Annotated in this window: 17 protein-coding genes; 5 read left to right on the top strand and 12 right to left on the bottom strand. The window is 39.0% G+C overall.

The features are described from left to right. Positions 1-17: 17 nt before the first annotated feature. Positions 18-554: a YceI family protein gene (locus T7867_RS02535; RefSeq protein ID WP_068215459.1), complete on the bottom strand. Its 537-nt coding sequence runs from the start codon at positions 552-554 to the stop codon at positions 18-20. A 201-nt stretch (positions 555-755) separates the two neighbouring features. Between T7867_RS02535 and T7867_RS02530 the strand changes: the two genes are divergently transcribed. Further along, complete coding sequence (locus T7867_RS02530; RefSeq protein ID WP_068215457.1) at positions 756-3,965, top strand: PAS domain S-box protein; 3,210 nt, start codon at positions 756-758, stop codon at positions 3,963-3,965. Here T7867_RS02530 and T7867_RS02525 read toward each other — a convergent pair. Both T7867_RS02525 and T7867_RS02520 read right to left on the bottom strand, forming a co-directional pair. Next, positions 3,962-4,447, bottom strand: coding sequence for a GAF domain-containing protein (locus tag T7867_RS02525; protein ID WP_068215455.1), 486 nt, complete (start codon positions 4,445-4,447; stop codon positions 3,962-3,964). The genes T7867_RS02530 and T7867_RS02525 overlap by 4 nt on opposite strands. Before the next feature lie 54 nt (positions 4,448-4,501). After that, entirely contained in the window at positions 4,502-5,716 is a 1,215-nt protein-coding gene (locus T7867_RS02520; protein WP_157717459.1) for a hybrid sensor histidine kinase/response regulator, read from the bottom strand. A 67-nt stretch (positions 5,717-5,783) separates the two neighbouring features. Here T7867_RS02520 and T7867_RS02515 point away from each other — a divergent pair, with 67 nt between their 5' ends. Next, positions 5,784-6,881, top strand: coding sequence for a response regulator (locus T7867_RS02515; protein ID WP_068215451.1), 1,098 nt, complete (start codon positions 5,784-5,786; stop codon positions 6,879-6,881). Between the two features lie 8 nt (positions 6,882-6,889). Here T7867_RS02515 and T7867_RS02510 read toward each other — a convergent pair whose 3' ends face one another. From T7867_RS02510 to T7867_RS02495, 4 genes are read right to left on the bottom strand one after another with little or no spacing between them, the layout of a single operon-like run. Beyond that, on the bottom strand, positions 6,890-8,191 hold the full coding sequence (locus T7867_RS02510; RefSeq protein ID WP_068215448.1) for a glycosyltransferase family 2 protein: 1,302 nt from the start codon (positions 8,189-8,191) through the stop codon (positions 6,890-6,892). Further along, complete coding sequence (locus T7867_RS02505; protein WP_068215444.1) at positions 8,191-9,663, bottom strand: TackOD1 domain-containing metal-binding protein; 1,473 nt, start codon at positions 9,661-9,663, stop codon at positions 8,191-8,193. Before T7867_RS02505 ends, T7867_RS02510 begins: the two co-directional genes overlap by 1 nt. Then, on the bottom strand, positions 9,663-10,697 hold the full coding sequence (locus T7867_RS02500) for an HlyD family secretion protein (RefSeq protein WP_068215442.1): 1,035 nt from the start codon (positions 10,695-10,697) through the stop codon (positions 9,663-9,665). Before T7867_RS02500 ends, T7867_RS02505 begins: the two co-directional genes overlap by 1 nt. A gap of 8 nt (positions 10,698-10,705) precedes the next feature. Then, positions 10,706-12,970 carry a LysM peptidoglycan-binding domain-containing protein gene (locus tag T7867_RS02495; protein ID WP_084375522.1) on the bottom strand — a complete coding sequence of 755 codons (2,265 nt, stop codon included), beginning with the start codon at positions 12,968-12,970 and terminating at the stop codon, positions 10,706-10,708. Between the two features lie 436 nt (positions 12,971-13,406). On the opposite strand from T7867_RS02495, the gene T7867_RS02490 reads away from it, so the two are divergent. Together T7867_RS02490 and T7867_RS02485 are read left to right on the top strand one after the other, a co-directional pair. Then, entirely contained in the window at positions 13,407-15,449 is a 2,043-nt protein-coding gene (locus T7867_RS02490; protein ID WP_068215439.1) for an LVIVD repeat-containing protein, read from the top strand. 318 nt (positions 15,450-15,767) lie between these two features. Further along, on the top strand, positions 15,768-17,105 hold the full coding sequence (locus T7867_RS02485; protein ID WP_084375521.1) for a tyrosine-type recombinase/integrase: 1,338 nt from the start codon (positions 15,768-15,770) through the stop codon (positions 17,103-17,105). Position 17,106: 1 nt separating this feature from the next. Here T7867_RS02485 and T7867_RS02480 read toward each other — a convergent pair whose 3' ends face one another. The 3 genes from T7867_RS02480 to T7867_RS02470 form a co-directional block, all read right to left on the bottom strand. Continuing rightward, positions 17,107-17,910 carry a hypothetical protein gene (locus T7867_RS02480; protein ID WP_068215435.1) on the bottom strand — a complete coding sequence of 268 codons (804 nt, stop codon included), beginning with the start codon at positions 17,908-17,910 and terminating at the stop codon, positions 17,107-17,109. A 77-nt stretch (positions 17,911-17,987) separates the two neighbouring features. Then, positions 17,988-18,335 carry a hypothetical protein gene (locus tag T7867_RS02475; protein WP_068215433.1) on the bottom strand — a complete coding sequence of 116 codons (348 nt, stop codon included), beginning with the start codon at positions 18,333-18,335 and terminating at the stop codon, positions 17,988-17,990. Between the two features lie 53 nt (positions 18,336-18,388). Next, positions 18,389-18,751, bottom strand: a complete 363-nt coding sequence (locus T7867_RS02470) for a hypothetical protein (protein ID WP_068215431.1) — start codon at positions 18,749-18,751, stop codon at positions 18,389-18,391. A gap of 218 nt (positions 18,752-18,969) precedes the next feature. Here T7867_RS02470 and T7867_RS02465 point away from each other — a divergent pair, with 218 nt between their 5' ends. Further along, complete coding sequence (locus tag T7867_RS02465; protein ID WP_068215429.1) at positions 18,970-20,076, top strand: Fic family protein; 1,107 nt, start codon at positions 18,970-18,972, stop codon at positions 20,074-20,076. A 397-nt stretch (positions 20,077-20,473) separates the two neighbouring features. Here T7867_RS02465 and T7867_RS02460 read toward each other — a convergent pair whose 3' ends face one another. Beyond that, a complete protein-coding gene (locus T7867_RS02460) occupies positions 20,474-22,483 on the bottom strand; it encodes a copper-translocating P-type ATPase (protein WP_068215427.1) in 2,010 nt (669 codons plus the stop codon). A 5-nt stretch (positions 22,484-22,488) separates the two neighbouring features. Next, positions 22,489-23,709, bottom strand: a complete 1,221-nt coding sequence (locus T7867_RS02455) for a permease (RefSeq protein ID WP_068215426.1) — start codon at positions 23,707-23,709, stop codon at positions 22,489-22,491. Positions 23,710-23,712 lie beyond the last annotated feature (3 nt).

Raw genomic sequence — 23,712 nt, 5'->3', positions numbered from 1 at the left:
TTATAAACAAGTAATTGTTATGCTTCAACTAATTGAATATTCAACTGAAGCTTCACATTATCCCCAACTACAACTCCTCCAGCTTCAGTAACCATGCTCCAAGTGAGTCCGAATTCTTTTCTGTTGATAGAACCTGAGATTTCGAATCCTGCCTTGTTTTGTCCGTAGCCATCTACCATGGTTCCTCCATGTTCTACATTTAACTCAACTTCTTTTGTTGTGTCCTTAATAGTTAAAGGGCCAACTAGCTTATACCCGTCATCCGATACCTTTTTTAGATTACCCTTGAAAGAAATGTTAGGGTGGTTTTCTGAGTCAAAGAAATCTCCGCTCTGTAAGTGAGCATCTCTGTCTTGTTGGTTAGTGTCAACACTAGCTGTTTCAATGGTAAAAGATGCTTCTGCACCATCAAAATCTTCTGAGGTGGACTCTAGTGAGCCATCGAATTTATTGAATGAGCCAGTTACTGTTGAAATAACCAAGTGCTTTACTTTGAATTGAACCTCGCTGTGCGTTGGGTCAACCTTCCATAGTGTTTTAGTTGTTGCTTCCATGTCGATAATTTTTAACTGTTGATTTATTATGCCTGTAAAACTGTATGTATGTACATATAGTTCAGTCGTTGAGGAAATTTTTCTGAATGGAACTACATTATCCTGAGTTAGATGCTTATTTTTCAATGATCTAACTGACTGAACCTTAAAGCGTAGACATAGTTAGAATTACGTATCTTTCAATTTGATCATCAGATACACATGAAAAAACCAGATATTCCACATAATGAAAAAGCAAGACTGAGCGCGTTGAAGAGTTACCAAGTGCTAGACACTTTGCCTGAGTCTGAGTTTGATGATATTACCCAAATAGCATCAGAAATATGTGGAACTCCCATTGCTTTAATCAGCCTGATCGATGAAAAAAGACAATGGTTTAAGTCGAGAGTGGGGCTAGATGCAGTCGAAACACCCAGAGAAATCAGTTTTTGTGGTCACGCTATTAATGAGCCTGATCGCATTTTTGAGATTCAGGACAGCAGAGAAGATGATAGGTTTAAAGACAACCCCTTAGTAGAAGATGAACCTAATGTGATTTTCTATGCGGGGTCTCCACTAGTAGATCCTAGCGGTCATGTGTTAGGAACATTGTGTGTTATCGATCATGAGCCCAATAACCTTAATGATGGTCAGAAGAGAGCACTTAAGTCTTTAGGCAGGCAGGTGGTTAAACAATTGGTTTTAAGAAAAGAGCTTGCTGAAGTTGAGAAGAATAAATCGCTTTTCCAGACCATGATTGAAGATGCTGGAGATTATGTATTCGAAACTAACCACAATGGAGTTTTCACCTATTGTAATCCTTTAATCTCTAGAGATACTGGCTACTCCGAAAAGGAGTTAATGAGCATGAGCTATCTAGACTTGGTTCATCCCGATGATATTGACAGGGTGCGAGGTTTTTATTTGAATGAGATTAAAAGTGGCAAGAGCGAGTCTTACATTGAATTTCGGATTCGCTTGAAGAAAGAATCCGATTTAGGCGGTCTAATTGTTGGTCAAAAATCTCAGATTAAGTATTCAGGCAAAAAAATGGCCAGTGTAAGAGCCATTGCCAGAAACATAACCGAAAAGCGTGAGCTTCAAGAAAAGCTCAACGAGAAGTCTAATTTACTTCAGATTATAACAGATACTTCCCAAGATATTGTTTGTCTACATGACTTGAGGGGACGCTATACTTATGTGTCTCCTTCCATTTATGAAAATTTAGGCTACAGTGCTGATGAAATTATAGGTAAAACGCCTTATGATCTTATGCACCCCGATGATAAAGGGCGAGCCATGGAAGAAGCGCATAGACCATTGTTAAAAGGGGATAGGCGTAATTACTTGGAGTACAGGTTAAGGCATAAGAACGGAGATTATATCTGGTTTGAGTCTATTTCTACAGCTATAGAGAATAGTGAGGGGAAAGTGACAGCCATCCGCTCCGCTACAAGAAACATTCAAATCAGAAAGCAACAAGAAGATATTATTAGCGATCAGAATTCGCAATTACAATCTTTCGTTTTGGCCACACCAGCGCCAGTTGCCATGTTCGATAATGATGTGAAGTACTTGGCCCATAGTAGAGAATGGCTTAAAACTTATGGGCTTGAAGGGCGAAAAGTAATAGGTGTGAGTCATTACGAGATTTTCCCTGAGATAGGAGAAGAATGGAAAAAGATTCATGAGGAGTGTCTTTCAGGGGTGACTCATAAGAAAGATGAGGATCCTTTTGAGAGAGAAGATGGAAGTATTCAATGGCTTAGATGGGAAGTGAAGCCATGGTACTTAGAGAATGGCGGTATTGGAGGGATTATAATGCTTACTGAAGATATTACAGAAAGTAAGCGTCAAGAAATTGAGCTGCGCGATGCCAAGGAGAGGGCAGAAGTGGCTTCACAGGCTAAAGCCAATTTCATGTCTGTAATGTCTCATGAAATTCGCACCCCACTTAACGCGGTAATTGGCATGTCTCATTTGCTAATGCAAGAAAACCCGAGAGAAGATCAGTTGCCTGGGTTAAAGATCATCAGGTTTTCTGGAGAAAATCTATTGAGTTTAGTCAATGACATTCTGGATTACAATAAGATAGAAGCGGGTAAGGTGGAGTTAGAAGAAATCAGCTTCAATCTGGAAGAGCTCATCAATAATATTAAACAGGCTCATTCATTCAGAGCAGAAGAACGGGCAGTAGATCTCAAACTGTTCTTCGATAGCGACTTGCCTAAAGTGGTTATGGGTGACCCTGCAAGACTCTCACAAGTAATTAATAACCTGCTCAGTAACGCAGTGAAGTTTACCAAAGAAGGAAGCGTTAGAATAACCATAGAGCAGACCAAAAGAAGAGATAATAAAGTAGAGGTCTACTTTGAGTTTAAAGATACTGGTATAGGAATTTCTGAGGCTAACCTGCAGAAGATATTCGATCGTTTTGTGCAGGCGGAATCTAACATTACCAGAAATTTTGGTGGCACCGGCTTAGGGTTATCTATTACCAAGAGACTATTAGAAGCAATGGGTGGAGAAATATCTGTGAATAGCAGGCTAAATAAGGGATCAACTTTCTACTTTAGCCTGATTTTTCCCATCAGTGAAGAATCTTCCATAGACTCAGAATTTAATATGCTTGGTGTGAATACCTCTGACTTACCTAAAATTGAAGGCCATGTGTTGCTTGTTGAAGACAATGCGGCTAATCAACTGGTAGCCTCAAAATTCCTCAATAACTGGGGTGTAGAGGTAGATATTGCCGCTAATGGTAATGAAGCCATTGAAGAGGTGACCAAAAAGAAGTACGACCTTATTCTAATGGATTTGCAGATGCCAGAAAAAGATGGGCTTACGGCATGCGGAGAGATTAGAGCCATGGATGGATCATATTACCGAGAAATCCCAATATTGGCTTTAACGGCATCTTCAGATAATAGTACCTTGGCTCGAATTCGTGATTTTGGAATGAATGATGTAATTATTAAGCCATTTAACCCGAGTGAACTCCATGCCAAAATCAAAAAGTTTATTTCCGGAATTCATGAGTTAAAGGCACAAGGTGTGCCTGCTTTAAACGATAGTTTGCCTGATAAAGAGAAGGTAAAGATGAACTTGGTGGCCATTGGTCAAGATGACTACGAGTTTATGGTTAGCTTACTTGATAACCTACTTGAGAATTTCGAAGAATTTATGGAGAAGTTTCCCAAGTTTATTGAGTCAAAAGATCCATCCGCAAGTCATTTGCTGATACACAAAATGAAGGTGACCTTTAGAACCTGTGACGCAGATAGCCTTTTAGATAGTGCAAACTTCTGTGTTCAAACACTAGACCATGAAGAACAAAGCCCAGTTTTGCCGAAGATCATGAGTACGTGTGAAACTTGTGTAAATGTGCTGAAAGAGTTGAGAAGCGACTTTCAGGCAAGTATAAAGAACTAATTATACTCTTGGCGTCTAGGCTCTAAGGCTTGACCTAACCATTCCGCTAAAAACTGGACAAAGTCCTTTTGCTTATCGCTAAACACTTGCTCTCTAGGTGGTACGCTAGAGAAATTAATGGTGCCTTTGATGTCATTTTCGATTCGGTAAACGTCTCCTATGTAAGATTCAATTTTGAAGCTTTTATAACAAGGGTGAAGTTTGTGTTCAGACCTAGACATGTGGTCTATGGTTACTAGCTCACCTTTTTTATAGGTCAAATCGCAATAAGTGTTGCCCAGCTCAAAAACCGTTTCTATTTCTAGCCCAATGTCTATGGGGTGAACAGATTTTACGGTGTAAGTTTCGCCTTTTATATTACTAATAATTCCAACATCGGTTTCGGTAACTTGGCAACCTAGCTTCAAGGCTAAATTCAGTTTGTCTTCTAATGAGCCAGACGACTCTAGTAGACTTTGTTTCAATGAAAAAATATTCTCCATAACAGAGTTAGTACTGGTTGAGGTTGATAAAAAAGTAGGCTCAGAAGCTTGATACTACTCCTGATTAACAGGTAGGCGTACTACAAATTCAGAGCCTTTACCAAGTTCCGAATTTATTTTTACTTTGCCACCTAGGGCGTCCAAACATCTCTTCATAATCGACATGCCAATGCCTGTTCCTTCTATAGAACCAACGTTTTCACCACGATAGAACCGGTAGAATATTTGTTCTATATCACTTTCAGACATCCCAATTCCCTTGTCTTTGAAAGACATAATTAGACTGTCCATTTCTCGGTGTACAGAAATTAAGACTTCATCTTGGGAGTATTTACAAGCATTCGAAACAATGTTTGAGATTATCAGACGGAAGAGCCTAGGGTCCGTTTCAATAAGCTCATCATCCAATTGTATATCAATATCAATTGTTCGCCCTTGGCATACCCCTAGCTTAAGCTCAGAGACTGTTGCTTTGAGAACTTCAGTAACATTTACCTGTTCAATGACCACGTTGTAAACTTCGTTTACGTTTTCTTCAACCATTAATATTCTGGTGAGCAGCTCTGCTAAATGATCTACAGCATCTTCAATACGTTTAGAATGCTTCACGTTCATTTTGTCGAATCGCTCTCTTTCAATTAGCGTTGTAAGGAATTGAGCAGAAGATCTAATGGTGCTCAGTGGGGTTTTAAACTCGTGAGATAGGTTGGAAATTATGCTCGACTTCAGTTTGCCGAACTTCTTCTCTTTGTTTAGCGACTCTTCTAATTGCCGCTGTACTTTCTCACGCTGAGCCATTTCTTTTACCAGCTCGCGAACAGTTTCATTCAGCTCTTTTGTTCTTTCTTTAACCTTTTTGTCTAGGCTACTTAGAAGCTCGTTGAGCTCATTTTCCTTTTTGTTTTTATAGAAAGCTAACTCTAATACAGCCCGAAGTTCTCGTTGTTCAAAAGGCTTCTGAATGTAAGCATCAGGCTTGGCATCCATTATCTTCTGGAGGCTTTCTTCATCTTCAGCAGAAGTAATGAATATGTTTGAGGTTCGCTTTATTTCGGCCAGTGCTAGAGATAGATCTCCCCCATCTAAATCTCCCTGTATATTGAAGTCCATGATGATAACATCTGGCAGCTCCTTCTTGAAAATTTCTATGGCATCGTGCCCATTTTGCACATTGCCAACAACCTCGTAGCCCAAACGTTCTACGGTTCTTTGAAGCACTGTGGCGCTGAAGCGTTCATCTTCAACAATCATTAACCTGCCTTTTGCCATCAAATCAGTATTTTGGGTTAACTTTTTTTATAACTTACTAAAGTATAAGTAGGGTTTAAATTTCAGTATGAAAAAAATACTTGTAATCGAGGATAATGAAGCTCTTAGAGACAATATAGAGGAAATTCTTGAATTGGAGGGTTTCGATGTCATCGCAGCGAGAAATGGAGAGGAGGGAGTACACAAGGCACAGGAGTTTCTTCCCGATTTAATTGTAAGCGATGTTAATATGCCTTTAATGGATGGCTTTGAGGTTTTGGCTGCCCTGAGAGACGATTCGTCACCTAAAACTAAAACCATCCCATTTATATTTCTGACAGTTAAAAAGACGCTTCAAGACATTCGAACTGGGATGAAACTTGGAGCCGATGACTATTTGCCCAAACCGTTTAATAACTCAGAACTAGTAGAAGCAGTAAATAAGCGCTTGAAAATGCGTCATGATATTGTCGCGGAAGAAACGGAGAAATACGATGAGTTGAAGAACGTAGTAGGCCTGCCAATAACCGAGGTTATTGATGAGCCACTAAAAAATATTGAGCGCCTTGCGAACCTGTTGAGCGGAGATACCGCAGAGATTATTCTCTCTGATGTGGCTGAAATTGCCAAGCTCATAGAGAATGATGCTCATAAGCTTAGAAAAAACATAATTAAGATCATTTACTTCTACAGGGTAGAGGCCCTTAAGAAAAATGAAGAAGAGTTGGCAACCCTTCGCGAACTGAAAACTGAAGAGCCAGCCAATCAAATAAAACTCATAAGTGAAGAGTTGGCTACCGATTTTGGGAGAAATACGGATTTGTATGTACATGCTGATAGCTCTACACTTCTTTTTCCGGAAGAGTTTTTAAGGTTCTGTATTAAAGAACTGGTAGAAAATGCCTTTAAGTACTCTGCCAGAAATTGCCCAGTAAAAGTAATGGGTTCAGTAGATAACGGGTTTTACAACATTACCGTGCAAGATCAGGGAATTGGTTTCGCCAGTTCGTCTATGGATCAGATTAGGCCTTATGCCAAGCTTTCTAAAAGTAAGTATGTAAGCGAAGGTCTTGGTTTAGGGTTGTACAATATAAAATGCCTAGTAGAGCTGTTCGATGGTTCCATTGAAATGGAAACTGAAAGTGGTGCTGGTACAGCCATATCCATATTGTTGAAAACAGCTTAAACAAAGCTTTATAGTTTACCGTGTTTCAGGGCTTTGTCAGAAGTTTTGGCAGGGTTCCATGCGTCTTTGTAAGACGAGTAAAAGTACATTTCTTTGATGTACGCCATCAGTCTCACTATCCTCATAAAATAGCCACTATAGATAGATTTAAGCGGAATGTAAAGTAGAAGCTTGGTCTCTTGCTTCCATCGCTCGGAAATGGCCAGTAGTGAGAAGAACTGCAAGAAATTGATGGCTGTATAAATAATGAGCTTAATGATAATGATGAAGACAATGGTTTCCGGAAAATGTATGATAATATCTATCATGTAGAATAGCCATAAGAAGGCAAATACTACATTGAAAAGAACATTTTCTAGAGAGGAGAAGAAGTTGAGCCAAGTGAAACTTTGGGTAGGTAAAAACACATCGATGTGTTTTCTGAGCCTAAACCTAATGATCGACTTACTCCATCTTAACCGTTGTTTTGCCAGCTTACTGAACTTTGTTGGTACGTTAGTCAGGCAAATGGCTCGGTCTTCAAAGACTACTTTATACCCCATTTTCCTGAATTTTTGGGTTACATCTCCGTCTAAACCAGGGCCTATATCCCAGCCTCCAATTCTTTTTAATGCATCGGTTTTAAAAGCACCAAAAGCACCAGAAATTATTCTATAAATACCCAAATAGGAGGTGATGATTCTACCAACAGATATGGACATAAGATACTCTATGGCTTGCATGGTAGCGGCCAAACTTTCATCGCTGTTTCTAACTTTCAGATTGCCACCTACACAGCCTATTTTATCGTCTAAATAAAAACGAGTGATTATTCGTTCGATGGCGTTTCTATCTAAAGAGCTGTCTGCATCTAGGTGTAAGATATACTTACCTTTAGCGTAACGTAGAGCAAGGTTGGCAGCGCTGGCTTTGCCACCTCTTACATGGTTTCTGATGAATAGGTCTATGAGTCCGGCTTTCTCTAGTGACCTGCCAATTATTGGGGTGTCGTCATCAGACCCATCATCCACAATAATAATTTCGTAGTTCTGATAAGTTTGCGCTTCGAGAGACTTTACAAGCTTATAGAGGTTTTTACCTTCGTTTTTTCCAGGGGCGAGTATGCTTACTAAGGGTTGGTCTACCCAAAACCTGTTTTTTGCTTCTCTATATACCTTTCTATCTGAAAACCGCCTCAAATAGAACATTATGAGAATGAAATAATCGAAAAGAAGATACCTCGGTACCTCTATAAAGAAGACATACCAATAAATTCTAATGAATTCATTAACTGATAGTTGGTCGAAATATTGGTAAATCTCTGACCACATTAGAAAATGTTCAGTCGCTCGTTAATCTGTTGTAGCACTGAGCTACCATCCTTGCTGCTATCTAACTCAAAGGTTTCCGAAATAATTTTGTCTTTTTTGCTTCCTTCAAAATTAGACTTCACCCAAATGAGTAAGGCTTGTTTGATCTCATTTATGCGCTGACTTACGGCTTCTTGGCCCTCTTCTGGAGAAATAACTAAGAAGCTATCGTCATTAATGAAGGTTACCACTTCGGTTGGCTTCAATTGAGACTTAAACACCCTTGCAATTTCTCTGCTAAACTCGTTGAAGTTTTCACTGTTCTGTTTTAAGGTAGATGGTGCCAACATTAAGTTTACATAAGTGACGGCACTTGTTTTATTGCTAAGTGACTGTCTCTGGATTTCCATTTGTAGGAAAGTCTTGAATACACTGAGCGACACAAAACCTTCTAGCTCTGTTGGTTCTTTTGTAACCTCTTTGGCTTTACCACTTACCGCAAGATTGGCCCCAGAAGCGGTAAGATTATATTCATTGATGGTGTGGCTTTTAAGTTCGTCTATTGCGCTTACTTGGTGGCAGTTAAAGCAATAGGCTTCCACATTGGGCTCTTGAAATACGTGGCCATTTTCGCACTCGGTAATAAGAGATGGTTTATCATAATCAACTCCTATGTGTCTGAGTTGACGATCGCACTTCGGGCAAGTGAGTTTGTTATTGTCCATAAAGTCCGACTCTGGCCCCACGTAGCCACATACAAAGTGGTGAATGGTGTGCTGAGATTTATGCTTACGCGAGCCGCATTTAGGGCAAACCTCTCTGTAGTTAAGAAAGCCACCATTACAATTTCCGCAAAGGTGAACTTTGTCCATAAAGTCGGCTTTCAACATCCCTTTCTCTTCGCCTACATCTAGAAGGTCAAATATCTCTTGATACTCGAAATACATAATGTTGGCTTCTAAAAATGGGTAAGAGTAACCAGTGTGAGCATTTCTGGTAGCCACTGGAGTTAGTGGTTTGTCTCTAGTGTATAAATAGCGAATGAGTTTAAGTAAAACTTTTCTTCCTGAGAAGTCTGACTTAACTCCTATAATCTCACTAATTCTAGTAAGAATTTGCTCAATCAGAGAAAAGTGAGAAATGACAGAAGGTTCTTTCAGTGCACCGTCAGACAAGGCCAAGTCTCTTGGACGGGCTTCTTTTTCATAGGTGAGTAAAAAACAAGGCATTAAGTACACCTCTTCATAAACGGATGCTCTGATGGCGCTGAGTAACTCAAACGCCCTCTGCTCAGCGTTGTAGTCTATCATAACTACATCGTAGGCAGCTAAGCTCGGTATTTTCACATCCTCATAGTTTTTAACGATGAGGATGTCTAGGCCTTGTTCGCGAAGCACAGCGTTTTGTCTTCTGTCAAAAGCTTTACTTACTTGAAAAACCCCTCCACCAGCTTCAGTGCCCTTCGGTTCAATTGATGTAGAACTATTGTCCATTAGAAAAACCTTCGTTTACGAATTTCAACATTCAGTTTGTCGTTAACCTTCCATTTTTTCTCTTGCTCATTATCTAGAGGTCTAACAATGGCTAGTAATGATCTAACGGAAGCTCGGGTGTCATCTTGATATTCTGGCGGTAGTTTTTCTAATCCGCTGTAAATTTTTTCGATAACTCCTTTGCCTTTTGTTCTGTCTGGGAACACAATAGTGACCAAGTCACCTTCGAAAATGGATCCGTACTCTTTTTGAGGAATATAAGCCCTGATGTAAGTTTCATCTAGTTCAATATTCAGTATGGTTTCGCCCTTATACACCAAATCGTACTTCCTGTAATTAATGTTGGCAATAACTCCAGAAATGGGGGCTTTAAAGGAGGTGAGGCCTCCGCTTTGGCCCATTTGTTCTAATAATGAGCTTTGATACTCCTGTCTGTATTGTGGAAGTTGAGCAAGGTAGCCTCTCCAGTATTTGATTTCTTCACGCAGTACATTGTTTTCGGCTTCTAACCTAATTAGCTCAGATTCATGACTGTCTATTCTACTGGCGTTAGAAACATCGAGAATTACCATGAGCTCTAGTTGCTCAATTTTGCCTCTAATAATCTCTTTTCTTTTCTCGTTTTCTGCTATTTCTATGGTTTTAACCTGAATATTCCGGTTGGCAGTAAAGCGCTCACGGGTTATCCATTCATCAATGGAGCGTGTGGAGTTGGCAAGGGTATTATCAGCTATTCTGAAATCTCTCTCAAAGGTTAATAGAGGTTGTCCTGCTTTTACTTCTTGGTCTTCTTTTACAAAAACATCATCGAGCCTAATGTCATAAGGAAAGAGAACTACATAGCTTTCTTTTACCACCTGGCCAGGGGCTGTTACGAAATAGAAATTTCTAATGAGGTAGAAGACTAGGCTACCCAATACAAAAAAGAGTATTGCCAAGTATACCAGCCTATCCCAGTTGATTCTTTTCTTCCGGATTGGTTCCTCTTCTTGGGCTATGTATTTCTCTTTTTTATTAAAGTCTATCTTTCTCAAAGCGTTGATTATTTACCGAGAATAGTTTTTTGATCTAGTTTAATCAGTGAATTCAAATCATGTACTACTACATTATTTATTCCTGTTCCATTAATTACTTCATTTAAGAAGTCTTCTAATTCCAAACGGTCATTAAACTCTTGGGTTCTTAAGGCTAAGCTTAGTTTTGGCCCAAGAATTTTTACTTCTTCCTGAATTGCATTTACGATTGACTCTAAGTTTTTACGCTCATAAGCCATTAGAACAACTTCATCTACCAGAGGTTCCAATTTGCTAAGAAAGTCTTCTGGGTAGAATACAGGAAGTGAAATTGAAACCTTCAAATACCCGTCTGCGGCTTGTTCGAAGGTCTGTAGAACCTGAATTATATTATTCAAGTAAACGTCTTTTTGACTGTCCCAATCATTGAAAGTGTGTGGTTCAATATCAAATTGGACTCCATCGAAACCTTGGAGAATAATGGTCTCTGCTAGTTCTTTTACACCGTCAGGGTCTGGATTCTCCGCTAGGGAATTTTTGCCAACTAAACGATATACAGAAGCTCCTTCTCTTTGGTAATTCTTGACGGCCTGTAGCACTACTTCATTACTTAATTGACCTTGAGAAAGGAATAGGCGGTCGAATTCATTATTCAACGCATACTTAATCAGAAATTCGGTCTCATAATTCTGCAGGCTTTCCGACCATACATAAACGGCTCTATTGCCGGCCATTTTATCGAATAAATGACTGAATTGAATTGGCTCAGAGATGTCTCTAATATCGGTTGCATCTAAAAGTGAGTATATTTTAAGTAGCTTTAAATAGAGTTTTTGCTTTAAATCTAGTAGCTCGTAATCTATGGCGTAGAGCTCATCTAGATAAGTGACAGTGTTTAATGGGGTGAAGTTGGGGTCGTTTAGGTAGTCTTTGGTGAGCTCTCGCCTCAGTTTTTCTTGTGCTAGCTCCTTTTTTCCTAAAAAGTCAATGTATTGTTTTAGTGTGTATTCGTACTCATAATAATGATTCATTAGCTCATTATTAATAGTAGTCACCTGTTCTTGCATTTCAGATTTAATCACAGCTAGCTCCTTTTCTTGCAGTTCCTCTCTTCTTTTTTCCTTGAATAAAGGAGCGGTAAATGTGGCGCCAACCGAACCGAAAGTTCTTATGGTTGCATCGTCAGAGTCGAATAAGTTATACCTAGCATATGTTCTTAGGTTAAAGTCTTTGTTCTTTCTGTAGTTTAATTCTAGTCTTTGTTGTTCCAGCTCAAGAGTTCTGTCTTGTAGACTATCCATCGATACTCCAGAGAACACCTTGCTAGGGTCAATTTCCATAACAGGTAAGTAATTGGCATTTAAACTTCTGTCGAAGTTGAGCTCTACATAAGCACTATCAAAACCCTGATTGTAGTTGTTCAGGTTCTTCAGCATACTTTCAAGGCTTGCCCTCTTGCTCTTTAGCTCCAGTATTCTTTCCCACGGCATGGCTCTTACTAAATACAGGTCGGAAGCAAGATCTAGAAAGTTATCTATGAGTTGTTTCCTTCGTTCTAAATGGACAATCTGAGCTTTGTTGAAGAGGTAAATAATGTAGTTGAATGTATAAACGTAATTGCTAGATTTGGCATCTTTCTGCTGCAGTAGCTCATTGAGTTCGTTCTCAATTTCAATTTGCTTAACAGCATCCTTATTGGCTCTTAAGCCACTTCCCAAAAGTCTCCAGTCTAAACCAATACTAGCTCTGTTTCTAAAGAATAAGTCTTCGCCATCGAACACCCCAGGCCTAAAGTTGTAAGTGTATGCTGAGTAGAACCCAAGACCTATATCACTTTTCAAGGCAGATGCGCGGCTGTCATTAAACTGCTTAATTAGCTCGTATTTGGAAGTTTTTGTATAGTTCCCTTCAAAAACACGGGCTACACTCTCAAAGCCTGTGGTATCCGTTTTCTTTGGAAGGCGCACAACGGATTCATAGTAAAGTGCTTCTGCATTTTCTACCATTCGCTCTAGTCTCTGAAGGTAATCTGGGACTTTGTTTGGTAGAGGGGTATTCATTTCTTCGTTTAGCTTGTAGCCAACAAAAAGATTTTGTCCCGTACGAATAGCGTTTGAATTGAGGTTATTTAATTCCCTTAGTTTGGAAACTGGTATATCGTATTTTAATGAAATACGGTATAGGTTTTCACCTAGCTCTACTTTGTGAACAAGGCGCACAGAATCTGTCTGCCCCAAAACGAATTGAAATGAGGAGGCAAGTAGCAGTGTTAAAAAAAACGTCTTTCTATTCAATAAAAACTAGGTTTCGGAATATCTGAATAATTATAAATATACGCTTAGTTTTTCAATGTGTTTGAATACACCTTTGTTCAAAAAACTTGAAAATTCTCCCAAGAGTACTTTTTGCAGAAGGCTACATCGCCTCATTTCTGTCCGAAAATATGAAAAGCCAAGCTGTAAAAAGTAAGAAAGCTGTAAAAAGCAAAATTTATGCTCTAACAGAATTCTTCTTTGGTTTGGGTAACGAATAAATGACTTTAAATTGTGTTTGAAGGGGCTTTTTGCCCCAATTACTAAGAAAGAATATACCGCTTTATTGGTTAGATTCACGTCTCACATTTAATACTTTAGTCTCAAATTGGGAGGAGTTGCTGAACTAAACCCTTGATTGCCAGCGTTGGGTGACATGGTGTGATTTATGTACACTTAAAATCATTGAATTAGACATATGAATAAAAAGATTATAGCTGCTGTTTTAGTGTTTGTTGGTATAGTGGGGTGCGATTCGCCTGAAGATGATATCAACGTAGGTGAGGAGATTAAGGTAGGAGAGGCTGTAGAAAGCAATAGAATTGTTTTGCTCAATGAGAAAATCAACATTGCTAACGGAGATGGCGCTTCTGTAGGAGGGTTTGTCAATGGCAATTATGCTTTTGCTAGTGCTGCAAATCAGGATTACGACTGTGATAGAACTATATCATCTAATACTAATGGAACTACTATTGATAAGAATGAAGTAGTTTGTGTTGATGCTGGTGTTACACTCTCTGGTAACATCAATATGAAAGGAGGGACTCTGGTTGTTTATGGTACGGCCAACTTAAGCAATATCAACGGTAATAAAGGAACGTTAGTGATTGCTGAAAGCGGTAGTTTCAGTATAAATAACCTCAATATTAATAATCAATTCTTGGTTATTAATCACAGCCATAATTTTAACACGAGTAATCTGAATGTTTCCGGAGATATGGAGAACTACGGAGATATTCAGCTGAACCAGATAAATATTAATGGGAATGGTTCTTTCTCTAACCATGGTGCACTTATTATCAATAACAGCCTACAGGTAAACAAAGACTTTTACAATTATGCTTCTTTGACTGTAAATGGCGACCTAACTATAAATGGAGGCGCTGAGTTTGTGAATGACTGTAAGGTGATAATCCAAAGGAACTTTACAGTGAATAAGGATATTGAAACTAGCGGTTACATAGAGGTTGGTAACACACTTACCGTAAATGGTGGTGGAGTAATTACAATGGCAGAGTCGGCTTACATTAAAACCACAGACTTAATGCTAAACAATATCATTGAAGGGTCCAATGCAGGTTTCGCTAGAGTAGATGTGGCAAATAGAACTACAATAAACGGTGGAGGACGCCTCAAAAATAGAATAGACTTTAACGATGCTAATGGAATTGAAGTAAATACTGGTCAGATTGAGTCAGCCGTAACATTGAATCAAGATATCTACTTGGCACCAACAGCTTGTAACCCAGGAACCGCTGGTGTACTTGCTGAGCCAGAATATACTTTAGTGGCAGATATCAGTGTGCCGCAAGTAAAGGGAGTTAATTTGAGTGCGACTGATGTTACTTATGCCGATGGTCTAGCATTCATTAGCTATCACTTAAACGGAAATCAGTATGCGGGTGCTATTGATGTGCTCAATTTGGCAAATGTAAATGCTCCTTCGTTCACGGTAAATTATACCAGTGAATCTCGAGAGTTTAATGCCTTAAATATTTATGACGATCAGTTGGTGTTGGCAGGTCAACGCAGTAAAGAAGAGTCTGGTTATACGGCAAATTCTACCAATGGTGCCTTGCTCTATGTAGTAGATGTTGTAAGTGGCGATCAATTAGAAAATTCAATTGATTGGCAAGAAATACCTATGCCAAGTTTCAGCGGCAATAGTGTAGATAAAATTGATAACAATACATTGCTCTTTGCCTCGGGAGCTTCGGGAGGTGGATTCTTCGAAGTGAATTTACAGTCGGGGTCAATTACTGCTTCTGAGGGAGAGAATTACGCCAAGTATGTGGAGGTAGTTGATGGAGTCAAATACAAACTAGTAGGCGGCAATGGAAATGCATCGTTAATTATTGAAGGAAATAGTGGTGTGACTACCATAGACCTTGGAGCTTCAGCAATGCCGGTTGATGGAAAGAATGTAATAGCGGTTTATGACAATAAGGCCTACGTTACTTTAGGTGAAAATGGTCTAGTGATAGTTAGTCTAGCCACTAACGAAGTAGTGGGGACGTACAACTATGATGGTCCAGGGCTTGCCAATGGAGTAGCGGTTGATGAAGATTTCATTTATTTGGCAAATGGTCAGTCAGGTTTAATCTTGTTAAGAAGGAGAAGCTTAAAGTACTACGGTCAATATAAGTATGATGGTAGTGCCAACCTGGTAGACGTTACAGATAATGTAATTCTTATTGCAAACGGTATTGGAGGAGTAAAGCTTTTGCTGAGAAATCAGTAAGCTAAAGTATAAAGATGGTATAAAGCCGGTTGCACTCGTAACTGGCTTTTTTATTCTAGGAGCACTTTAGAGGCAAAACAACTAGCCTCCAAAGGACATAAAAAAAGCCCTTCAAATGAAGAGCTTTTTAAAGGGTGGAAGATGGGACTCGAACCCACGACCTCCTGAACCACAATCAGTATCAGTTGAGTTTCATTGTAATCAATATGGCCTTATTTGCGGTAAATAAGGCTTTTTTCTTTTTATTTGATCCCAGTGAAAGGCGATGAAACTCAAAAAAGCACGCCGAAAGCACGCCGAAAATAGAAAGGAGTATCTATGGCCAAAGTAAAAGTAACCTTGGACAAAAGAGAGGATCATCGTCACAAAGACGGGAGGTGTCCTTTGGTTTTGAGAATATCTCACAAGCGTAAAACAAGAGATATCCCCTTTGATATCTATGTCTTGGAATCCCAGTTTAATCCTGACAAAAGAGAGATAAAAGGTGTAGTCAATGCTGTTCGAAACTCAAAACGTATCCAGAAAGCTTATAGTGATATTGATTTATGGCTCGATGAGAATAAGGCTGAAATAAAGCTTTGGGATATTACTAAGCTCAAAGATCAAATAGAGCGTAAATTCTTCAAGAAGCAATCCGAACTCAATCTATTCGAACATGCGGCTGATCTATTCACACGATTTCGTATGAAGGGAAAATACTCCACCATATCTTCCTATGAAGATGCTCTTAAGATTGTTGTGAAACATGGCATGAAGGCAAAAAGAAAGAAGGATACAGTTATCATCAAAACACTCTTTTCATGGAATGAGAAGGACGAAAAATATGAGGTGTTGAGTGAATACAGTATCTACGACAAACCAATAAAGGCTATTGATAAGAGTTTTGCCAAAAAGTTAGAAGCCTATATGAGCTCTCGGTTTAACTCGAAAAACACTGTGTTTATTCATCTAAGAAGTCTTCAGTCAATCATTAGTGATGCCGTTGATTCCTATGATGAGCTTAAGGGCCACAAGCCTTTTGAAGGTATTAAAAAAGTTAGTGTCCCGAATAAACCTGTGGTCTTGACCAGAAGCGAAATTGATAAGATCAGAAAGCTTAGACATGAGTTTGATAAAGCAAACCCGAAATACCATGTGATCAATTACTTTCTTTTCATGTTCAATAACATGGGTATGAACTTCGCTGATCTGGCACTGGCAAAAGTAAAATCATTCGATGGAGAGCGCTTCAACTACACTAGAAAAAAGACAGAAGAAGAAGGAGATCATTTCTCAATTCTTCAAAATGAAGAAAACCTTGAAATCATCAAGTTCTATAAGGGTAAGAAAAAGGGAGATGAGTATTTATTTCCTATCATCTCATTAGACACAATTGAGGAACGTATTTTTCGAGTAAGAAAGCAAAAAACCAAATGGTTTAATGATCATTTCAATGAAATAGCCTCTAAGCTGGAAATTGAGAAGAATATAACCACATACACCGCAAGAGATACTTGGACGAATATGGGGCTAAGCATGGGTATTGATATTCGTAAAATCTCTAAAGGTCTAGGTCATGCCAATGTAGAGACAACAGAAAAGCACTATCAACAAAGCATGCAGTTTAAACTACTTGATGAGATGAATGCCTGGATAACCGGAGATAAACAGCCCTAGCCTATCTTAAGGTGATAGGTAAATATGGTGGCATGAACCATGTAAGTTCATATCGTAACTTATTCATAATGTCATCTGGGCACTCTGTGTTTAAATCTACGAGGATACTGTAAGGTGCTATAAAACGCTCTTGGGATAAAAGACCAAAATTAGGTTGTGCCTCAGGCACGAATTCCTTAATGAATTTTACAACAAGAGATTTAACATACTCTGGGAAAAACTTAGGATTAGGTTCACCAATCGAAATCTTATCACTATTTGATTTCTCTGCTTCAAATGGGCTCTCAGGCTTTACGGATAGTGCATCCAAATATTCCTGAATTGTGTTTGGAGCACCACCAAGCTCTGAAAACTCTTTATACGCCCATACTGCACCGAAACGGACTGTAGCTTCAGGAGGCTTATTATTGTTGTCGTCAGGTCTTAATATTGCGAGCCCTAGTTCGTTTTCAAAAGCATGATTGATGATTTTTATAAACTCAACCTCTGAAATTGATTGATCATTTTTGGGAAGTAACTCCAAAACTTGATAGTGGTTATTATTGCATCCAAAAATCCTATTAGGATTGAATTTTACTTTCGGCAATGTTTTTAGGAAACTAAATTCCCATGCCGTGTTGCGGCTTTCTTCTGGTATATCAAGTAGTGCATTTAAATGATCTTCTGGTATTTCATGATCTCTTTTGAGTTCAGTGATGAGAGCCTCATCCCTAGAAACTTTGTGATATTTAACTCCTGATTCCTCAACGGACTTTACATCATGGCCACCAATTTGGAGTTTTCCATCCTTGATTGAGAATACCATATGCGCTCATTTCGCTTTTTGTATGAGTTGAATTTCACTCTTTTGGCTCTTTTACATTTAGTTGACGATTTTTCGACCTAAGGGTATGTCCAACCAAGTAGTTCTCCTGTTTTAGGATCAAACCTATATTCTCTCTCATTATACCCTGATGCCCAATAATTTCCATCTTCAAGATACAGGGCATGAAAACCTGAAGCTCTATAACCGCTTATTCTCCATATTACATTCCCATGGGTATCTACTTTAAGAATGTTGTCTTCTTGTAGCTTCATGCCTTTTGCCCATCCAAGTTCCTCAATTTTTCCTTCTCCGTCATAGATGAAAATAAACCCTTCATCATGTTCATGACCATAGATTATTTCTCCAGGTGCTTCGTAGATGACTGAGTTATTTGAGATAATAGAATTTCCATCAATTTTGAACATCTAATTGCCTCCAAAGGCTTTTTCTTTTTTTGGTTTTTCTTTTAGGAGTTCATTCAGTTGTTTTCTGAAGGATAGCCCCAACCTAGTGTTTTTCCCGTTTCAGGATCGAAAATGTGTTTTCTGTCATCGAATCCTGCAGCATAGAATTTTTTGTTCTTAATGTAGATGGCCCAAAATCCATAAGCTTTTTCACAATCGCTTATCTTCCAAATTTCTTTACCAGAACTACTAACTCTTAAAACATTGTGGTTTCTGATTTCAAGTCCAATAGCTTTCTCGTAATTATCGAAAACATCTTTCACATCATAAACCAGAATCAGGTCTTCATTATATAATATGTAATCTAACACTCTTCCAGGAGCTTCGTAGATTATCACACTGTCAAAAAGAACTTGATAGTCATCAATTTGGTACATTGCGTCTCCTATTAGAGGCCGTTGATTTCTAGCTGACTTAAAATAGAATAAGCACTTCTGTTTAGTTTAACAAACCTATTTATTGAGTGTTTCTTAATCGTTGATCTATAAGTAATCATTTTATAGATCAATTAATAATGGTATAATGATTTATATATGGTATATTTATAGATCACTATTAAGCCATTTAGTGATTAATAAAGGTGGAGATATAAATCATGACTTGGAATTGGCAAAATAAGAATTGGCCTCAATTCATTTATAACGAGGATGATTTCAAAGAATATGAACTCAAATTCTTCGAAAATGCAGGAGTGCTATACGGTAGCCTTCAACATGTTGATGAAGGTGAGCAAGAGGCTTTAAAAGTCAATCTAATCAGTGATGAAGCCTATAAGACCTCAGAAATTGAGGGTGAAATTCTGAATAGAGATTCTATTCATTCCTCTATCAGACGGCAATTAGGTTTACAGGTTGATCATCGTAGAGTGCAACCAGCAGAACAAGGTATTGCCGAAATGATGGTTGATCTTTATCGGAATTATAAAACTCCTTTAGATCAAAATGGTCTTTGCCTCTGGCATAAAATGCTCACAAATGGGAGGAGAGACCTGCAAGATATTGGGCGATATCGAACCCATGACGATCCCATGCAAATTGTATCAGGCCCAATAGGTCGGTCGATTATTCATTTTGAAGCCCCACCCTCAAAGGACGTATCTAAACAAATGACGAACTATATCAATTGGTTTAATAGCACCAATAAGGGCAATGCTAATGAATTACCTCTCCTCATTCGTTCTGCTATTGCTCACATATATTTTGAATCTATACATCCTTTTGAAGATGGTAATGGACGTATAGGTAGAGCGATTTCAGAAAAATCACTGTCTCAAAGTTTGGGAAAGCCAACATTGATTGCTCTTTCGCATACCATACAAGATCATAAAAAAGACTATTATGAGGCACTTGAAAAGAACAATAGAGATTTAAAGATATCAGACTGGATTGCTTATTTCTGTGAAATGGTATTGAAAGCTCAAAGCTTCACTCAAAAGACAATTAATTTTGTGATCGAAAAAGGTAAGTTTTATAAACGATTTGAAGATCAAATTAATGAACGCCAAGCCAAAGTCATTGAAAGAATCTTTCAAGAAGGGATCAAAGGGTTTGATGGCGGGTTAAGTGCCAAGAATTACCAAACTATCTCGGGTGCTCCAAGTGCCACAGCCACTCGTGATTTAACACGGTTAGTTGAGATTGGAGCCTTTACTAAAACAGGAGAGCTCAAAGGCACACGTTATCATTTGAACTTCAAGGCGTAAAATAAAGGTGCCAGCTTAATTTCTTTTCTTAAAAGAAGTTCCATTCTTCGATAGCTGAATACGGTATTAATTGAGATTTTTTACGTGTGTATCGATTTCTTGACTATCGTTCTTCAACAAGTCAGCACTTTAAAGTAAGGGTAAGAGATCTATTTTGCACAGCCTGAATTTGAGAACCTAGCCACTGGTAGTATATATAGCTTTCTTTGTTTATTAAGAGTGTTGTTTTTGTTGCAACGACATAGCTATAAGAAATACCCTTCTTCTAAGGCGAATTGATCGAGTATGACTAATATCGCTTTATAATTCTATTAAAGCATGCCCCGAGAGATTCCCTTTTCTTATTATTCCTTATTCACACAGCTTAATATTTCATATACTTATTATAAAACTAAGATCAATTCTTTAAGTTCAATCTCAATAGCTGTGCATTAGCCGCACAGACAATGGTACTTAAGCTCATCAATGCGGCACCGATTGCTGGGTTGATCATGATGCCTTGATAAAACAAGACTCCTGCAGCAAGTGGTATCGCCACAACATTATAACCAGTCGCCCAAACCAGATTTTGCACCATTTTCTTATAAGTTGCTCTTCCGAACAAGATCAAATTGGCTATATCAGATGGGCTACTCTCGGTCAAAATAATATCGGCTGTTTCAGCAGCTACATCCGTTCCTGAACCGACTGCAATTCCAATGTCTGCTTTGGCCAATGCGGGAGCATCATTCACACCGTCTCCAGTCATAGCTACAAACTCTCCCTCACCTTGAAGCTTCTCAATCAGTTCAGACTTCTCATGCGGTAGCACATGGCTGTAGTAACCATCCAGTTTGAGTTCGTCTGCCACCGCTTTGGCGGTTTGTTCATTATCACCAGTGGCCATGAGCACCTTAATTCCTTTATCCTTCAAAGTAGAAATAGCATCCTTACTTTCACCTCTGATTTGATCTGATAAAGCAATGAACCCGATCAATTTGCCTTCCTTCAAAATGAAGACCACCGTTTCAGCTTTGTCAGTATTAGCTCCTTCCGGTGGGTCAATTCCTTCTTCTTTGAGATAACCAGGGCTTACAATCTGATACTGGGAACCATCTACTTTTGCGCTTACTCCTTTACCTTTGGTAGAGCTAAAATCAGAAGCTGAAGGAAATTTAAGATCACGCTTTTTGGCTTCATTCACTATACCCCTCGCAATAGGGTGTTCTGAGCTTTGCTCAACCGCTCCGGCCAAAGCCAATAATTGATCTACCGAACTGTCATCAAGAGATTCGATACGGTTCACACCAAAGTTACCTTCTGTGAGTGTACCTGTTTTATCGAATACAATAGCAGAAATTTTTCGACTGTTTTCAAACGCTGTACGGTTTCTTATGAGCAATCCATTCTTGGCTGACAAGGCAGTTGATATGGCGACAACCAATGGCACGGCTAAACCCAGAGCATGCGGGCAAGTAATAATCATCACCGTTACCATTCGCTCTAGGGCAAAGTCCATCCCCTGAGAACTAAAAAAGGCCCAGGCGATAAATGTGATAAGACCGACTCCAATAGCAATATAAGCCAACCAGCCAGCCGCTTTGTTGGCGAGGTTCTGAGTCTTAGACTTAGTCTGTTGTGCCTCCTCTACCAGCTTGATAACCTTATTGAGATAGCTATCTTCACCAGAAGATTTCACTTCGACTTTTATACTTCCATCACCATTGATCGCCCCTCCAATGACTTCATCACCTTTAGTTTTCTCTACTGGCTTACTCTCACCAGTCAATGCACTTTCATTCAGATCACTATCACCTTCTACAATCTTACCATCTGCAGGTACTTTCTCACCTGGCTTGATAAGGATAATATCGCCTTTCTTAAGCTCACTGATCTTAACGTCATGAATGTCATCACCATCTACTTTGTGCGCCTCAGAAGGCATTAATTCTGCTAATTTCTCTAAGGCCTTTGATGCGCCCATAATGGATCGCATCTCTAGCCAATGGCCTAAGAGCATGATGTCTATTAAAGTCACCAACTCCCAATAGAACACCTTTCCGTCCAGCCCCAATACAACAGCACTGCTATATGCCCAAGCTACTGTTATCGCTATGGCAATCAGTGTCATCATGCCTGGACCACCTTCTGAAAGCTCGTCTTTCAAGCCCTTTAGAAACGGCCAACCCCCATAGATGAAGATGAAAGTGGCTAACGCAGCAGCCACGTATCCTATACCGGGAAAGCTAAATGAAAAGCCGAGGAAGCCTTGGATCATTTCTGAGAAAGCTAATACAGGGATAGAAAACGCAGTATTGATGTAGAAACGCTTTTTAAAATCCTCGATCATGTGGGCATGATGGTCGTGATGACCACCCGAATGATTACTATGATTATGGTGATTTTCTGAATGTTTGTGATGATCCATGAGAATTATAGAATTATGAATTTTAAAATCAAACCAGTTGAGAGCCACAGATAGCAGGCAATCGCTATGTATTTCAATATGGCTTCAAGTAAAGGACTCTTTGGAGCCATTTCACGATGGTGTTTCACATCTTTTCCTTTAAAAAATCCGAAATAGATTAGAATGCCTGAAATGACTATAAAGGCGATATTCAACCAGAAAGTATAATCAATCTTAAAGTGTTCTTTTTGAGTAATACTCACCGAAGAAGCATCAGGTAACATCCCCAATAGGTCTAATCCATAGTGAAGACTTAGTGCCGTACCGATCAGAGAGGTGAAGAGGAGGAACAGTATAAATAATGACATTTTCCATCCATAGTATTTGGCATTTATTCTCAGTACTGGAAACACCACTAAGTCACTAAAAATGAATGCCATGACCCCTGCAAAGCTTACACCTTTGGTAAATAAGAGAGCCGCTAATGGAATATTACCCATAGAACCGATAAAGGTTAAAAAGGCAGCGACAGGCCCCACTATGACATGCTCTAATAGCTCTAAGAAGGTAAAGGATTCTACATCTGTTCCTGAATTGATAAATAGAGTTTGAAAAAAGGAATCTGGGACAAACGCTGATGTAATCCCTGCTATAGTAAAACCAATCGTAACGTCCTTCCATACCATCTTCCATTCCATAGCATATTGCTTACCCACTTTCGCCCAACTTTGATAAGATTTGATTTTATCTGAAAAACTTTCGTCTGATTCCTCATCAGAGCTTGCTTCTCCTAGATTCTTCCTTGCTTGCTCTATAAGTTTTCTAGGTCTAATTATTTTTATGAGTAGCCAGCTAAAGAATATGAGCATTAAGCCCCCAACATATTCACCGACTACAAATTGCCACCCAAGGAAGATAGAAATGATAATTCCCAACTCCACCACCAGATTGGTAGATGCAAGCATGAATGCAATGGATGAAACAAAACTTGCACCTTTTTGAAAAAGAGACTTGGTGGTTGCTAATGCTGAAAAACTGCAAGAACTAGAGATAAATCCAAAAAACGTACCCAGAGAAATGCTTTTCCACCCCTCGTCTCCCATTGTTTGCTGCATTCGTTTCTGGGTCACAAAAATTTGGATCATGCCGCTAACAGCATAACCTAGAATAAAGGCCCATAAGGCCATCCAAAAAAAACCAGTAGAGGTATAAGCAGCTTCGCTCCATTGATTCAAGAATTCAATCATAGC

This window comes from Roseivirga spongicola (genome assembly GCF_034376045.1).
GTDB lineage: Bacteria > Bacteroidota > Bacteroidia > Cytophagales > Cyclobacteriaceae > Roseivirga > Roseivirga spongicola.
The sequence above is the reverse complement of the archived record's forward strand: the minus strand, read 5'-3'. Positions and strand labels throughout refer to the sequence as shown.